Raw genomic sequence first — 15,258 nt, 5'->3', positions numbered from 1 at the left:
AAATTAATTTTTGGTAATATTTGGTAAAACAGGAATTAATTTCCTCAATAATTAAAGTTGATTTTTTTTTTCATAAATCATAATTTTCTAAGTTGTATAAAATTGTTGATAAAATATGAATCAAGTAAAGGGGCGTTGCCCCTAAGTCGCTCCGCGACTTTTACCCCTTTAAGTAAGGTGGTGCGTGATAAACCATCGCACCACCTTACTTTTTTTCTTAACAACATTATTTTTACTACTAAAAATAGCGTAAAAGTCCATTAACCATCGCTAACACTAAAATAGAACTTAACATAATCTTAAATGTAATATCAAAGGCAAATAAATTACCAATATTATTAAACAACTCAGACACATTGCTAAATACATGTACTATCCCATTAATAAAATTATATACATCTTTCATACCAGGCAAATTATTTACCAATCAAATCGCCGCATTTTGTATATGACACGCTAAATTATATCAACTACAACTTTTATATGGTATTCGTCAAATATTACCATTATTAATTTCATTATTTCAATCAGTAGCATTATAAAGGCTAAAATTAAAACCATTAACTGAAATAGAACTATCTTTACCAATATTAATAGCATTAAAAGTAATCAAATTAAAACCTTGATATTTTGATTTATCTGTCATATCTAATAATTTTATTGATTGAGTATACTTATCATTATTAGAAGGCAAAATATCAGTTTGATATTGTCAATTTGAAAAAAAAGAATAATAATTTTGATTAACATTTATATTATAAGCATTATATAAATTAACTATTGGGTTTAAATAAGTTGCTGATAAATCAGGGAATCTTAAAATATTAAAAAGCATTGATTTTGGATATAATAAAAAACCATTTTTTACAAAAAAAGCAAAACCAGTATTCTCGTTAGAAGAATTAAAATAAATAAATTCTTTAAAATTAGAAATATCAAATATAACTCTTAAAATATTAGAATAAAAATAATCTAAAATTTGAAAAAAACTTTCCAAAGAAAAAGTATCTTGCTTAACATCATTAATAAAATATTGAGAATTAGAATTTTTAATAATATCCATATTAATTAAATTTTTATAATTAGAATTAAAAATTAAATAATTCAAATCAAAATGTCTATAACTTTGATTGGAAACAATAGGAAAAAATAAATATTCAAATATATCTATATTAAAAATAAAATCATATTTTATTTTATTTTTATAAACAATAATTTTTAAAAATCTACCAGTACTATCATTATCTAAAATTAATTTTCCTTGTCATCCCTTTGAAATATCTTGTGAATTTCAAGTAATTTCATAACTCCTATAATTTGTTGTAAAAAGTTTAAATCAATAATTATTATCATTTTTATCAGCACTTAAACCATCTCAACCACCCAATTTAATACCAAAACTAAATGCATAATTACTAGGATCTAAACCTTGCATAAAATAGTCTTGTCGTAGCATTAAAGTAGACTGAAAATCATATTCATTTGCTTTGTCATAAGTTAATTCTTTAAAAGTATCATTATTTTTTAAATACAATTTATAGGTATTGCTAAAATTATTAGTTGTTACAGTACCACAAAAAAGAAATATTCAACCAAATATTAAATAAAAAACAATAAATACATCTAATAATCGTTTTCGCATTGTTTTAACCTCCTATGCAATAAAAATAAGTCTAATTCCCATAATGATAATTCCAAACGCAATATATAACTGAAAAATAGGATGTGTCGCAATAATAAATAAATGTGCTACCAATTTATAAAAATCGTTAGCAGATTCTAAATAATGTTTAACAGTTGAAAAACCTAAATCTGTTGCCATAACAATATTAGCAATAAAACCAAAACCAACAGTTAAACCAATAACAAAGAAAAATATTAACTTAATCATTATTTATTACTCTCCTTATTATCACTTTTAGAATCATTACTTATATTTTTAACCCCCTTAGATATTTGCTTACTTGCTTGTAAAGATGAACGAGAAACTGAACTTAAACCACGAGAACTATTAACTAATAACAAAATAACATTTATAACACCACCAATTACTCAAATTACAAATAAAGGAATATTTGTACCAGGCAATTTTAATGCTCACATTCAATCCATAATTTTCATAAAAATATCGACTACAACATTAATGGCACCATTTCATACATCATTAGCAAGTAAATTAATCATTTTCTAATTCCCCCAAATTCTTTAATAAATGTTCCATACCCATTTCTCGTAATTCATTAATTGTAATATCTTTTTTAACAATACTAGGTCAATTTTGTTTAATATAACTTGGTACTTTATCATTTTTTAAATCACGCACAAATTTTAAATATTTACTATCATATTGCATAGCAATAGACAAAGGAATTGTTATCTTAACAAAATTAATACCAATATCTTTATTAGACTTTTTACGAACTCTTTTACCGTTTGCTGTTCGTTTAACTGTTTCTGTTTTTCATACTAAATAATCATCTAAGTCATCAAAAAAACCTATTTTCATTTTAAAATAAGGAAAAAATATACTAGGTTTAATACACTGCATAGGAACAATAATCATATTAGCAATCTCTCTATATTCCACTCAATTTTGATTAATTCGTTGTCCAGCAAAAACAATATTATTATCAAACTGACGACATAACAAAAAATATGGAATTAAACCGCTAAACTTTTTATTATTTTCTTCCGGTTTAGCACCATTCATATACAAAAATATTTCATCAAACAAAATTAAACTATCATTTGGCGGTATTTTATAATTTTTATTTTTAAAATCTAAATGATTTAAACCTAAAACTCCTATTTTTTCATCATTAATAAAATAATTAGAATAAACATTGTCAAACTTAGCAATTTGCGATAAATAAGTCATCAATAAAGTTTTACCAGTACCCAAAGCACCATTAATAATTGATATTGGACTACTTTTAATAATTTTAATCAATTTTCGTGTTTGAAAAAGATTACTAAAAAAAGACCAAAAAAAGATAATATCAAAAATTACTAAAAAAATAAAAAGGATAATATCAGTAACTGATGTAGAACTAAAATATATAAACTGTAAATTAAAACAAACAATAAAAAGATAAAATAAAATATTTGCTATAAATCAATTTACAAATCAATAAGAAAATTTAATATTCTTTTGTCTTCTAAATAAATTAAAATAAATTTTAAACATGTCTACACCACCAATCTAATTGTTTTATATAAAATAAATATTGATAACCAAATTAGGAAAAAAACAACTAATCAAATACCTATCATAATTACTGAATAAGTAATATTATCAATAGAACTACCGACAAAATTATCAATTTCAGTTTTTGGAATAAAATAAAAAATTTGTAAAAGACCTCGATATACTCGTTGCAAAAAAATATTTCAGTCCATTATTTTATCCACCTAAAAATACAGCTTAAAATTAAAAATAATAAACCAAAAACAAGTATTAAAAATACAACAAATATAACAATATCTAAAATAATAGGGTGATTAACTCCAAAAATAATAGTCATAAATTCATAATATAAATCTCATACACTTTGCATTTTTCTTATTCCTTTCCTAAATGTTAACTACTAAAATCAAGGTTAGAGTTTATTATTAAATATTAATATCCGTGAATTAACTTTCTGATTGTTTCAATTCCTAAAACCACAAACATTAAAACTAACGGAATAATTAATAACATATGTGACCCTAAAAAACCGATAAATCAGTTAGTAAAAGCAATCGCCCAATCAGCAAGAACACCAGCAAAATCTGCTATTTGCTTAATAACACTTGCGTCAGGACTAGTACCTTCTGCTAAAAAATTTGCATTCATTAACAACACCTCACTTAAAATACTTTCTATTAATAATAAAACCTTGGCAATCTCTAACCTTGATTTTAGTAATTAACACTAAAAACTAAAATCAATTTTTATACTTGCCAAGGTATTTTATTGATATTAACTTATTCAACAGATTTATCTGCTTTTTTAATTTTTCGTTTTCCCCATTCTTTAAATTCTACTTTTTTAGAACAATGCGGACAAATTAAATATTTATTTTTAATCTTAAATACTGTACTTACTGTTAAAAATATTAATAACATAAACATTGATAGTATTAAAATAATTGTTGCAAAAACAGTCATTAATTATCACTCTCCTTATTTTTTAAATCTTTAATTTCTAACTTTAATTTCTCATTTTCAAGTTCTAATTTTTCATTTTGTAATTTATCTTTTTTAATTTTTCTTTTATCAAAAAACATAGAGGAAATAACATAAATATCCAATAAAATAATTATGGAAACTAATAAAATCATAGCAACTATATCCATTATTTTTGATTCTCACTTTCTATTTTTAACATATAATTTTTTACTTGTTCTACTAATAACTTAAAATGTTGTTCTTCCATAACACCAATATCAATAACATTATGATTAAGATATAACTTAATTACTTTTCTTAACATAAATAATGGTATTTTAGTAGGTAAACATTGATGTATAACATTAACCAAATATTTTAATCGTTGTTTATATAACTTAGTTTGCTTTTTCATTCTAATTTTTCTTTACTATTGCTCAATGTTCATTAGTAATTTCATCTGCTGAAACTGGATATGACCTTAACATTAATTTTTCTAATTTAATAATCAATTTATCTTTATTCTTTGCCATTTATAACCTTAACAATCTGTTTTTTTCTTAGTCATTTTCTAACCTAGAATAATATTGATTAATTAAAATAACATTTTCATTAACACAATTTCAACAATAACGAGATCCATTTTCTCAAACAGTATCATTAATACAAACAATACATAATTGTTGTTTCATATTAACTATTGCTTTCTGTTATTGATGAATTATTAGAATATTTGTTAATGTAATCTTGCTCGTTATAATTTTCTGTATATGGTTCAACAATATTAATTTTTCCATCCCATTTAAGCGAAACATAAAATAAATTACCATCAATTAAATAAGGTTTTAATTCTAAATAATTTTCATCAGTTATTTTAAATCATTTTGATTTTGACAAATCTTTTGTACCTTTAACAGTACCATTTTCTAATTTAATAAACTGGTGTAAATGTATAACTATCTCATTTACTTTCATTACCTTTGTCATCTTTAATAATTTTACCCGTTGCAATATCTATCAACTGTACTAGAAATCCATTCATAAGATTTCTCCTTTCTTTTAAAAATCTATATAGATTCTTAAAAGATTTCAGGTTTGAAACTTAAATATAAAAAATGATTAATTAAAAATTATAATAAAAAATTAGTGTTTTTTGTTTAAATAAAGTTTATAAATAAGCATAAAAAAACATTTAATTATATTTAAGTTCCGTCCAAGGAAACCTTTTAAGATTTGAAACTCAAACATAATTAAATGTTTAAGTTAATTCAATAATACAACAAAAATTGAAATTGTCAAATAAAATATAAATCTAAACTTGTTTTTTTTGTTTTAATTAATTTGTGGTAATTGTTGTCCAAGGCAATTGCCACATTTTTTAATGAGTTTTTAACTCATTTTTTTATTTTTTATGAATACAACAATTATCCTGTCTTCGATGTTTATACATACCTAAACAATTATTATCAGGGCAAAAATAATAATGACCATAAGATATCATAGTATCTTTTGCTAAACCCCTAAAACTATTATAAGTTGTATTTTTAGTAGTAAAAGTTCAAATTTTGCCACATTCTTTACATTTAACATCTCTATCTGCCATAAAATTAATCTCCCTTCAAATACGTATTTGAATTAACAAGTTTGTACATTCAATTTCGAAATTGAACGAATAAACTATTTTTAACACCTTAAATTGGTATTTTTATTAACAGTAAAATTAGTATTTTTAACTAAATTTCTAAATATTTTTCTATCAGCAGAAACATATTTTTTAAATTCTCTAAATTTATCTAAACCATAATAACTATCACAACTAAAACCAATTTTATAACCATTTTTATCACAAAAAGAAAAATAATTTAAGTTATCTTTAACTGAATAAATTAAATCTTGTTCAGATAATTCAATAACACCGACTTTAACCTTTGGATTTTTACAATTTTTACTAAATTGATACGCTTTAATGTTTAAATCATAATGATTTTGGGACTTATCATTATTAGCAGTTTTAACAATATATTTAGCAAGATATTTAACAACATCTTCATTAGAACCTGCACGAACTTTAATATTTTTATTAATACCGTGTTTTCAGTATTGTTGTACAACACTGTTAGGTATTTTTTGGTTTAATATGATATGAAAGTGAACTGCTCCGCGTTTTTGATACTCATAAGTATACATATATTTTAAAATTCCTTTATGATTTTTAGAACGAATAGGATTGTTTCATCAACGATTTATATTATTAAAAAATAACTTTAAATCATTTTTACATTTTTTAACATCTTTCTCATTAACGGCATAAGTTAAAGTCAAAAAACTTAAATTTTTACAATTTCAAAAATTTTCATATGCTTTCCGAATACAATTTCCTTGCGAGCGAATACGACTATTCCACAATTTTTTATCATTTTTTCCAGTATTTTTAACTCCCATTTTATTACGAGGATTATTATTAACTAATTCTAGTGGTAAAACAATATTTTTAACATAATTACCATAAAACACTTTTTTTAAATAATATTCTTTTTTAACATAATTTAAAGCATTCATAAATACATTATGACGTTTATTTGTTAAATTATCTTGAATAAAAACATTATTCATTTTTATAAACTCCTTCCAAATAAAAAAACACTAAATTACATTTAAAAGTTCCGTCCAAGGAAACTATAAATAGTTTGAAACTTTCAATATAATTAAGTGTTTATATTTGAAAGTTAATTTGATTGTAATATATTATTTTAAATTTTGCAATATTTATTTTAATGATGTGCAGTTGTGTTAGTTAATAAATCAATTTTAACATAGTTTTTATTTTTATTAGTATCTTTAGCAATAGCTAACCTATAGCCTTCACGAGTAAGAGCAAAAAAAGCTGCAAATTTTAATTGACTTAATTTTAAATGGATTCTAATATTTTCTAAGCAATTAACAATGCTGTGATAAATTTCAGTTTTCATATTTTAATTCTCCTATAAGTTTAATATATAATTATTTTAACCAAGTTTTTTTTTTTTTTTTTTGTAAAAAATTTTTAAAAATAGTAAAGATGTGATTTTAAGATAAAAAATAATTATTAATTCAAGTGGTAAAGCAAAAATAAAGCATATATGTAAATAAAGCAAGAGTATTGCTAAAAAACTTTTTTTATCAAATTATTTGTAAATTATTATTATAATTTTACAAATAATTTGATAAATTCAAAATTTATTTGTGATGTTTTTATTTTTATTTATAGTATGTAAAGAATAAGGTTAAAGTATTAAAAATATTAAATTTAAGGAATTATTATTAATGAAAAAATGAAAAAAACTAATTTATACAATTAATACCAAAACCACCAGTTAAAGTAATTCCAAAAGTTCCACCTAAGCCAGGGAAAAACAACATTAATTTAGAATATAACTATGCTCCAAATTCAACTTGATTTTATCAACGTGATTATAATGGATTATGAATTAATAAGCATCAAGCAACATATCTTGAAAAAAATCTAACAAATGCATTTTTGATGCAAGCACAAGATGTTGATTTGCCATTTTATGAGCAAGAAGTTTTTAATTCGTATGAAGAATTATCAAATTTTTGATATGCTGAAACAAAACAAGGATGACAACAAGTTATTAATACTTTTTGCCCAGATTATCAAGCAGAATTAAAAACACTATTAGTAAAATTTTATAATTTTATTAGTAATATTTGATCAAAAGATATTGTTAAAGAATTTGTTAGAATATTAAGAATTAATAATAATGGTGGTCCGGTTGTTGGTTCTACATATCGTGAAGGATTTAAACAAGTTATTGCTCTTGAACGAAACATTTTGCTTTGTAGTCATAAAATAAACGGATTTAACTCTTGACGAAATGGTTGGTGAAGTTCTGGGGAAATTTTTAATGTTATTTTTCATGAATTAGGGCATACCATTGATATTAATTTTAGTCGCCAAGTTAATGTTATTGAAGAAATTAAAGTGTTTTTAGCAAATAAAATTGAAAATGGACAAGATTTAACCCCAGAACAAATTTTAAATTTATTTCATTTAAGTAGTTACTCTTTTAATAATCTTGGTGATTTTGTTGCAGAAGGATTTGTATATTGGTTTTTAGCAAGTGATGCTCTGAAAATAAAAGCATGGGAATTATGACATGAATTTTTAACATTATATTTACCAAAGTTAATAAAATAAGTTATATTTAATTTTAGATTTTCGCATTATTTTTTAAGATTAAGTATCTTTTAATTAAACATTAATTATATTATAATATACTATAATTATATTATTAAAATAAATTATTAATATTTAGTGAGGCAGAAAAATGAAGATACATCCCCTTGTAAAAGAAATTTTAATTACTACTGAAGAAATTGATGAAAAATGTTTTGAATTAGGACAACAAATTAGTCATTATTATCTTAATGAATATCCAGCAAAAGATAATACAATTTTATGCTTAGGATTATTAAAAGGATGTATTCCTTTTATGGCAAAATTTATTGCTCATTTAGTTGGTGTTGAATGTGAAACTGAATATATGGTTGTTTCATCTTATTTTGGTGGTGTTAAGAGTAAAGATACTCCACAAATTTTACTTGATTTACCAATGCCAATAACAAATCGAGATATTTTATTAGTCGAAGATATTATTGATAGTGGTAAAACAATTAAAATGATTAAAGACTATTTATATCTAAAAGGAGCACGTAGTGTGAAAGTTGTTACTTTATTAGATAAAAAAGCTGGTCGTAAAGTCGATTTAGTTGCTGATTGATATGGATTTGATGTTCCACCTGCTTTTTTAATTGGCTTTGGTTTAGATTATCAAGAACGTTTACGCAATTTGCCATATATTGCGATTGCTGATCAGGAAAAATTAGCAACATGAAAATGAGATATAAAGAAGTAATACACAATTAAATGATTTTAGTTATCATTGGAGGAATAAATGAAAAAAGTAACGACAAGAATGATTACAATTAATAGTATTATTATTGCAATTTTTTTATTGTTTGCGTTAGTTCCATCATTAGGATATATTACTGTTGGCCCAGTTAGTTTAACCTTAATGCATATTTTGTTTTTAATTGGAATGTATGCTTTATATATTACAATGAATTTAAATTTAATTTGAGCGGGTTTAATTTATGGTCTTATTTTTGGTTTATCTTCATTAATTCAAACACTAATTTCACCAGGTCCAACTAGTTTTATTTTTCTTAATCCATTGTTTTCTGTTGTGCCACGTGTTTTAATGGGACTTTGTGTTGGTATTTTAGCTTATTTTTTAACAAAAACTTCTGTTAAAATTGAAGCAAAAATTTATACTAATCAAATTATAGAATTGACTTGATACCAACGACATTATTTAAAAATTTATAATATTATCATTGCTTTTACTGCAGCTACTTTAAATACTATTTTTGTTTTAGTTTTTATGTATTTTATTGGTCCTTTAATTTATACTAATCCAGATCAACAACGTTTTTTTCACACTTTTACTTGAATTATTTTAGCAACTAATTATTTACCAGAAATGTTGCTAGCTGTTGCTATTTTTCCCCCTGTTGCATATGCATTAAAAAAACTTTATAATAATAATTAATATATTGATTGCACATTCAATTTGAATTGCATTATTTAATAGAAAATTATAAAATTAAAAAAGAAAGAAGCGAAAAAACAGTGAAACAATCAACGGGCCTTATTTTTATAAAAGTTATTTTATTTTTGTTATTATCTCCAATTTTATATTTTTGATATTTATTATTGTGACCATTAGCTTATTTTTTTACTCGCTTTCGTTCATCAACTGAATTTACCGCGCAATTGCAAAATAATGATAATGAATGACTAAATATTATTGTAATTATTTTGTTATGAATTTTTTGTTCATTTATTATTGCATTTTTATTTTTATTTTATTCTTTAGCACAATACTTACGTGTTTATCAAACATTGCCTAATGCATTACGTGGTTTATTTGGGTTAGCATGAATCATTTTATTTTTCCAGAAAGTTTTAAAAATTAAATCTTAATTATAATGAAGTAAGATAAAATAATGGTATAACAGAGAGGATGAGATGGATGAAAAAGAACATTGCAATTTTAGGAGATTCACTAACTTTTGGTTACTTACCTATGGGAACTGGCAAAATGACAGATGCAGATAATTGACCAGTAAAATTAGAAAATTTATTAACAAAATATTACCAAACAAGAGAAATTGAAATTCAAACTGATGCTCAGCCAGGACGAACAATTATTAAACCATTAATTGATTTTGGTTTTCCCCAAGATAATGGAATGGATAATTTATCAGTTTTATATCAAAAAGCACATCCAATTGATTTGTTTATGATTTTTTTAGGAACAAATGATTATTTTGGTTATGATGCTTATGCAAAATTAAAAGAAATTCCAGATTATCCAATTGAAACAAAGATTGTTGATTCATTAGGGGAATTGGTTAATAAAATGGAATCGTTGCATAAAGATAATAAGGAAAAAGTTAATTATCAAGTTTTAGTGGTGTGTCCACCAAAAGTATTAACTTTACATGATGGTGAGTTGTTGACATCATTACCAGATGCTTATCAAAAATATTTTGCAAAGTTAAATATTCCTGTTGTTAATTTACAATTAGCAGCAAATCCACATCCTGAAGATCAAAGTAAATATGATGGTATTCACTATACATCAATGGAAACAATGGCTGTTGCACAAGCTATTTTTGATGTTATTGTTGCAGAAAATTTATTAAACTTAAATTAATTTTAGTAACAAGCAATTGTTAGAAAGGAATCAAACATAAATGATAATTGGTGTTTATGGTTATATTGGAGCAGGAAAAACAAGTGCCTGTGAATACTTACAAAATAAATATCATTTCACTTATTTAAACGCAGATAAAATTGCAAAAGAAATTATGCAAGATCCAACTGTTTTGTGTTTTTTAGAGCAAACTTTTCCGAGGATAATTATTGATGGTGTTCTTAACCGTGATTGTTTGCGAACAATTATTTTTACTAATCCTGTTGCTAATAATAAGTTGAATAATTATTTATGGCCAAAAGTTAATCAACAAATTATCACAATTATTAATAATAACCCAAACCAAAATTTTTTAATTGAAGCAATTGGTTTAAGCACATTAGCGCTTTCTTTTACTGCAAAAATATTTATTACTGCTAGTAAAGAAAACATTATTGCACAAATTAATGCTCGTGATCAACAACCATCAGACCAAACAGAACAGCTTTTAAAAATTCAAGAAACTTTTTTTAAACAGATAAAACCTGATTATAAAATAATTACTAACAAATCACTGCCAGAACTATATCAAAAATTAGATAAAATAATGGAAGAAATATTAGGAGATGATCAATAATGCATCGTTTTGTTGCCAACCAATTAGAAGAGAATTACTTTATTTTAGCTGAAGATGATGTTAAACAAATTAAACAAGTTTTACGGTTAAGAAATCAAACCCAAATTATTTGTATTTATAATGGTGAACATTATTTAACAACATTAGAAGTACAATCACCACAAAAGTACGCATTTAAATTAATTAAAAAATTAGAACAAAATCATGAAAGTCCAATTACAGTACGATTAATTGCAGGACTAATTCGAAATACAAAATGAGACTATTTATTACAAAAAGCAACAGAATTAGGAGTTAATGAAATCATTCCCTTTCAGTTTAGTCGTTGTGTGGTACAATTAAAAGGTGAAAATAATTTTAAAAAGATTGAACGTTGAACAAAAATTTGTAAGGAAGCAACGGAACAATCTTATCGTAATCAAGTACCATTGGTGCATGATGTTGAAAGTGATTTAAAAGTTTTACAAAAATATCAAAGTGATGTTAATCTTGTTTGTTATGAAAAAGTTGTAGAAACATTATCAATAAAACAGTTTTTACAACAAGATTTTAAAACAATTACAATTGTAATTGGCCCTGAAGGTGGATTTACTCCAAATGAAATTGCGGTTTTATCTTCATATCATTATCATCCTGTTTCATTAGGACAACGAATTTTACGGGCCGAAACCGCACCAGTTGCACTTTTAGCAATGATTATGTATGAAAAGGAATTATAGGAGAAGGCAAAGATGACAAAAGTAGTATCGATTAAAGCACTAGTTAGTGTTGCAAATATAATATTATATACAGCTTTAGTATTAATTTTTTTAATTTTAGGATTACAAAAATGAGACATTGCAGCAGTAACAGGGTACAAAATTGGCTATGTTTTAATTGGCTTTGCTATTATTATTTTTATTATTTATCATTTAGTTCGTATTCATGAGTTAAAAAAGACACCATTTCAATTATTGCGAAAACATATTATTTTTATGCAGTTTTTTTATATCGGTCAATATTTAATTTTTGCAATTAGTTTATTTTTTTTAATTTTAGCTAATACTAAGGTTTTAGATCCAGCCCAAATTTGTATTTTTTGATATGTATGATTTCCAATGGTCTTTGTTGGAACAATTGCTTGTTCAGTATTAGAATCAATTGTTCGCGTTGAAGAACGAATTTTTATTGTTAAAAAAAATTGACAAGATTCAGAACAATGAGCAAAAGAACAGGAAAGAAATAATGCTGTTTTAACAAATGAGCAACAAACAAAAAAGAGCGGAAATCCTTTCTTTGATGATGATAAAAATAATAATTAGTTTATAATTAAAAAAAGAGTAATTAATAACGGAGGATGAAAAAATGAAAAAAATGTTAAGTTGATTAGGTGCAATGTTAATTGTAGGAACTGTTGCAACAAATGTTGTTGCATGTATGCCCCCCAAAAATGATGGAAACAATAATATTATTGGAGACAAATTAGACTTAAATTTATTTTCTTATGATAAAATTGAAAAATTATTTAGTTTAAAAAAAGTTAATGCAATTGTTAATGATGAAGTTAATTTAACTTCAGCAATTACAAAAGGCATTCAAAATTTATCCTCAGTATATTTACCTTGGGATGAAGTTAATATTACGGTTAAATGTTTAAATGACACACTTACTTTTAATCAAGTTTATGTGAAAATGGAAGCGAAACCAAATGCAAAATCAGTAAAAGGTTCAGTAATGTGAGGTAATTTAGAAACAAAATCTTATGTTGATCTTCGACCAACTTTAAAAAATTGATTATCATCAACATCCCCCAAATTAACCGTTAAAGATCAAAATGAATTAGACGCTGCGGCTACTAATGTTTTAGGTGGTCCTGCTTTTAAACAAACTAATTTGAATGGCCTTGGCTTAGAAGGAACATATGATGCACAACAAAAACGTTATACAGTTTCAGTTATAAGCGGTAAAAGTAACTTTTTTCAAGCAAGTGAAATTATTTTTAATGTTGATATGAATAACTAATTTACCAACAATTAACAAAAATGAAAGGTACATAGTGAGGTGCTTTTATGTTAAAGATTGGAACCATTGGTACAGGCAATATTGTTAGTGAATTTATTGATGCTTGTCGTGATGTACAAGGAGTTAAAATTACTTCCCTTTATTCACGTAGTTTAGAAAAAGCTAAATTTTTTGCTTCAAAAAATAATTTATTAGTCCATATTGTAGATAATTTTGAAGATATGTTAGATTATATCGATATTATTTATATTGCTTCACCAAATGGTTTACATTATCAACAAGCAAAGTATTTTTTGCAACAACAGAAGCATGTTTTAGTTGAAAAACCGGCAACTTTTTTTGCGCGTGAATTAATTGAATTAAAACAAATAGCAGAAATTAATAATGTTTTTTTTGATGGAAGCTTTCAAGCCCTTACATTTGCCAGCTTATCAAATTTTGCAAACAAATGTGAATAAAATTAAACCTTTTTTAGCTTGTTTTCATTGTAATCAATATTCAAGCCGAATGAAAGAAGTCTTATTAGACCAATATAATTCTGTTTTTGATGAAACCTTAGGGAAAGGTTCTTTATATGATATGTTAATTTATCCCGTTGAATTAGCAGTTGCTTTATTTGGACCAGTCAAAGATGTTAAAGCAATGAGTCATAAGTTAAAGAATGGCGTTGATATTAATAATGTTGTTCTTTTACAACATAGTAATAATATTTTAACTAGTATTGTTTGTTCAAAAGCATCGACAGGCATTAGTCCTAGTGAAATTTTAAGTTATGATACAACAATTAATGTTACTAATTTAACAAAATTAGAAGCAATTACAAAATATAATCGTCTTACAAACCAAACAATAGTTCTACCATTAAGGTCAGAACATAATAATAAAATGTACTATGAATTACAGTATTTTATTAATATAATAAATACTGAGAACTATTCGGAAATGAAGCGGTTATTAGATTACTCAATTGCGGCGATTCGTGTTTTAGAAGCAGTTCAAATTAATCAAGAACAACAGGGAGAATTATTAAATGAAATTAAATAAATATATTGATCATACTTTATTGAAACCAGATGCAACTATAATAGAGATTAAAAAATTATGTGCTGAAGCAAAAGAATATGATTTTGCATCGGTTTGTATTAATCCAACTTATGTTCAATTAGCTCATAATTTATTACAAGATAGTACAGTTAATGTTTGTGTGGTGGTTGGTTTTCCATTAGGTGCAAATGCTACTATAACAAAAGTGACAGAAATTACAACAGCATTAGCTGATGGGGCAACAGAAATTGATATGGTAATGAATATTAGTCAATTTAAATCAAATAATTATGATTTAGTGCGTGCAGATATGGCAGCATGTAAAAAAGCAGCTGGACAGAATATTGTAAAAGTAATTTTAGAAACATGCTTATTATCTGAAACAGAAATTATTAAAGCGTGTCAGTTAGCAAAAGCAGCAGGCCTTGATTTTGTTAAAACTTCAACAGGTTTTAGTAAAGCAGGTGCAACTATTGCCAATGTTAAACTAATGAAAACAACAGTTGGTAAGGATATGCAAGTTAAGGCAGCTGGGGGAGTTCGTACTAAAGCTGATGTTTTAGCAATGATTACAGCAGGGGCAACGCGGATTGGAACAAGTGGTGGGGTTAATATTATGGAAAATAAACCACATCGAACAGGTTATTAATTATCATAAAATAACAA

The 15,258-nt window shown here is 24.7% G+C and carries 26 protein-coding genes; 12 read left to right on the top strand and 14 right to left on the bottom strand.

Annotated features, from left to right (window positions below):
- Window positions 1–238: 238 nt before the first annotated feature.
- The 14 genes from SPM_RS06625 to SPM_RS00595 all read right to left on the bottom strand — a co-directional run bounded on the left by SPM_RS06625 (window position 239) and on the right by SPM_RS00595 (window position 7,118).
- Window positions 239–1,642 (bottom strand): spiroplasma phage ORF1-like family protein, encoded by a 1,404-nt coding sequence (locus SPM_RS06625; RefSeq protein ID WP_004027688.1) that lies wholly within the window; start codon window positions 1,640–1,642, stop codon window positions 239–241.
- A 12-nt stretch (window positions 1,643–1,654) separates the two neighbouring features.
- Window positions 1,655–1,891, bottom strand: coding sequence for a hypothetical protein (locus SPM_RS00655; RefSeq protein ID WP_004027687.1), 237 nt, complete (start codon window positions 1,889–1,891; stop codon window positions 1,655–1,657).
- The gene (locus SPM_RS00650) at window positions 1,891–2,184 is read right to left on the bottom strand and encodes a membrane protein (protein ID WP_004027686.1); all 294 of its coding nucleotides are present in this window, start codon (window positions 2,182–2,184) and stop codon (window positions 1,891–1,893) included. Before SPM_RS00650 ends, SPM_RS00655 begins: the two co-directional genes overlap by 1 nt.
- Window positions 2,177–3,187: a membrane protein gene (locus tag SPM_RS00645; protein WP_004027685.1), complete on the bottom strand. Its 1,011-nt coding sequence runs from the start codon at window positions 3,185–3,187 to the stop codon at window positions 2,177–2,179. Before SPM_RS00645 ends, SPM_RS00650 begins: the two co-directional genes overlap by 8 nt.
- 2 nt (window positions 3,188–3,189) lie before the next feature.
- Window positions 3,190–3,399: a DUF2649 family protein gene (locus SPM_RS00640; protein WP_004027684.1), complete on the bottom strand. Its 210-nt coding sequence runs from the start codon at window positions 3,397–3,399 to the stop codon at window positions 3,190–3,192.
- Window positions 3,400–3,619: 220 nt separating this feature from the next.
- On the bottom strand, window positions 3,620–3,835 hold the full coding sequence (locus tag SPM_RS00630; protein ID WP_004027682.1) for a hypothetical protein: 216 nt from the start codon (window positions 3,833–3,835) through the stop codon (window positions 3,620–3,622).
- Window positions 3,836–3,966: 131 nt separating this feature from the next.
- A complete protein-coding gene (locus SPM_RS00625; protein ID WP_004027681.1) occupies window positions 3,967–4,149 on the bottom strand; it encodes a hypothetical protein in 183 nt (60 codons plus the stop codon).
- Window positions 4,149–4,337: a hypothetical protein gene (locus tag SPM_RS00620; protein WP_004027680.1), complete on the bottom strand. Its 189-nt coding sequence runs from the start codon at window positions 4,335–4,337 to the stop codon at window positions 4,149–4,151. Before SPM_RS00620 ends, SPM_RS00625 begins: the two co-directional genes overlap by 1 nt.
- On the bottom strand, window positions 4,337–4,564 hold the full coding sequence (locus tag SPM_RS00615) for a hypothetical protein (protein ID WP_004027679.1): 228 nt from the start codon (window positions 4,562–4,564) through the stop codon (window positions 4,337–4,339). Before SPM_RS00615 ends, SPM_RS00620 begins: the two co-directional genes overlap by 1 nt.
- A gap of 145 nt (window positions 4,565–4,709) precedes the next feature.
- The gene (locus tag SPM_RS06910) at window positions 4,710–4,841 is read right to left on the bottom strand and encodes a hypothetical protein (protein ID WP_004027677.1); all 132 of its coding nucleotides are present in this window, start codon (window positions 4,839–4,841) and stop codon (window positions 4,710–4,712) included.
- Window position 4,842: 1 nt separating this feature from the next.
- Window positions 4,843–5,124 carry a hypothetical protein gene (locus SPM_RS00610; RefSeq protein ID WP_004027676.1) on the bottom strand — a complete coding sequence of 94 codons (282 nt, stop codon included), beginning with the start codon at window positions 5,122–5,124 and terminating at the stop codon, window positions 4,843–4,845.
- 427 nt (window positions 5,125–5,551) lie between these two features.
- Window positions 5,552–5,752, bottom strand: coding sequence for a hypothetical protein (locus tag SPM_RS00605; RefSeq protein ID WP_004027675.1), 201 nt, complete (start codon window positions 5,750–5,752; stop codon window positions 5,552–5,554).
- 80 nt (window positions 5,753–5,832) lie between these two features.
- Complete coding sequence (locus SPM_RS00600) at window positions 5,833–6,762, bottom strand: rolling circle replication-associated protein (protein ID WP_004027674.1); 930 nt, start codon at window positions 6,760–6,762, stop codon at window positions 5,833–5,835.
- A 158-nt stretch (window positions 6,763–6,920) separates the two neighbouring features.
- Window positions 6,921–7,118, bottom strand: coding sequence for a hypothetical protein (locus SPM_RS00595; protein ID WP_004027673.1), 198 nt, complete (start codon window positions 7,116–7,118; stop codon window positions 6,921–6,923).
- 551 nt (window positions 7,119–7,669) lie between these two features.
- Between SPM_RS00595 and SPM_RS00590 the strand changes: the two genes are divergently transcribed.
- From SPM_RS00590 to deoC, 12 genes are all read left to right on the top strand, one after another.
- On the top strand, window positions 7,670–8,347 hold the full coding sequence (locus tag SPM_RS00590) for a hypothetical protein (protein ID WP_004027672.1): 678 nt from the start codon (window positions 7,670–7,672) through the stop codon (window positions 8,345–8,347).
- 130 nt (window positions 8,348–8,477) lie between these two features.
- The gene (gene hpt, locus SPM_RS00585; protein ID WP_004027671.1) at window positions 8,478–9,065 is read left to right on the top strand and encodes a hypoxanthine phosphoribosyltransferase; all 588 of its coding nucleotides are present in this window, start codon (window positions 8,478–8,480) and stop codon (window positions 9,063–9,065) included.
- 39 nt (window positions 9,066–9,104) lie between these two features.
- Window positions 9,105–9,761 carry an ECF transporter S component gene (locus SPM_RS00580; RefSeq protein WP_004027670.1) on the top strand — a complete coding sequence of 219 codons (657 nt, stop codon included), beginning with the start codon at window positions 9,105–9,107 and terminating at the stop codon, window positions 9,759–9,761.
- Window positions 9,762–9,841: 80 nt separating this feature from the next.
- Complete coding sequence (locus tag SPM_RS00575; protein WP_004027669.1) at window positions 9,842–10,195, top strand: hypothetical protein; 354 nt, start codon at window positions 9,842–9,844, stop codon at window positions 10,193–10,195.
- A gap of 49 nt (window positions 10,196–10,244) precedes the next feature.
- Window positions 10,245–10,931, top strand: a complete 687-nt coding sequence (locus tag SPM_RS00570) for a GDSL-type esterase/lipase family protein (protein WP_004027668.1) — start codon at window positions 10,245–10,247, stop codon at window positions 10,929–10,931.
- Window positions 10,932–10,971: 40 nt separating this feature from the next.
- The gene (coaE, locus tag SPM_RS00565; protein ID WP_004027667.1) at window positions 10,972–11,547 is read left to right on the top strand and encodes a dephospho-CoA kinase; all 576 of its coding nucleotides are present in this window, start codon (window positions 10,972–10,974) and stop codon (window positions 11,545–11,547) included.
- Complete coding sequence (locus SPM_RS00560; protein ID WP_004027666.1) at window positions 11,547–12,266, top strand: RsmE family RNA methyltransferase; 720 nt, start codon at window positions 11,547–11,549, stop codon at window positions 12,264–12,266. Before coaE ends, SPM_RS00560 begins: the two co-directional genes overlap by 1 nt.
- 12 nt (window positions 12,267–12,278) lie before the next feature.
- Window positions 12,279–12,848, top strand: coding sequence for a hypothetical protein (locus tag SPM_RS00555; RefSeq protein WP_004027665.1), 570 nt, complete (start codon window positions 12,279–12,281; stop codon window positions 12,846–12,848).
- Between the two features lie 43 nt (window positions 12,849–12,891).
- Window positions 12,892–13,548 (top strand): lipoprotein, encoded by a 657-nt coding sequence (locus SPM_RS00550; protein WP_004027664.1) that lies wholly within the window; start codon window positions 12,892–12,894, stop codon window positions 13,546–13,548.
- 47 nt (window positions 13,549–13,595) lie between these two features.
- Window positions 13,596–14,006: a Gfo/Idh/MocA family protein gene (locus SPM_RS06740; protein ID WP_004027663.1), complete on the top strand. Its 411-nt coding sequence runs from the start codon at window positions 13,596–13,598 to the stop codon at window positions 14,004–14,006.
- Window positions 13,945–14,592, top strand: a complete 648-nt coding sequence (locus SPM_RS06735; RefSeq protein ID WP_239643282.1) for a Gfo/Idh/MocA family protein — start codon at window positions 13,945–13,947, stop codon at window positions 14,590–14,592. The genes SPM_RS06740 and SPM_RS06735 overlap by 62 nt, the downstream gene beginning before the upstream one ends.
- A complete protein-coding gene (deoC, locus tag SPM_RS00540; RefSeq protein WP_004027661.1) occupies window positions 14,579–15,241 on the top strand; it encodes a deoxyribose-phosphate aldolase in 663 nt (220 codons plus the stop codon). Before SPM_RS06735 ends, deoC begins: the two co-directional genes overlap by 14 nt.
- Window positions 15,242–15,258 lie beyond the last annotated feature (17 nt).

The sequence above is a fragment of the Spiroplasma melliferum KC3 genome (assembly GCF_000236085.2).
GTDB classification, from domain to species: Bacteria; Bacillota_I; Bacilli_A; order Mycoplasmatales; family Mycoplasmataceae; genus Spiroplasma; species Spiroplasma melliferum.
This window is presented reverse-complemented; position numbering and strand designations above follow the sequence as displayed.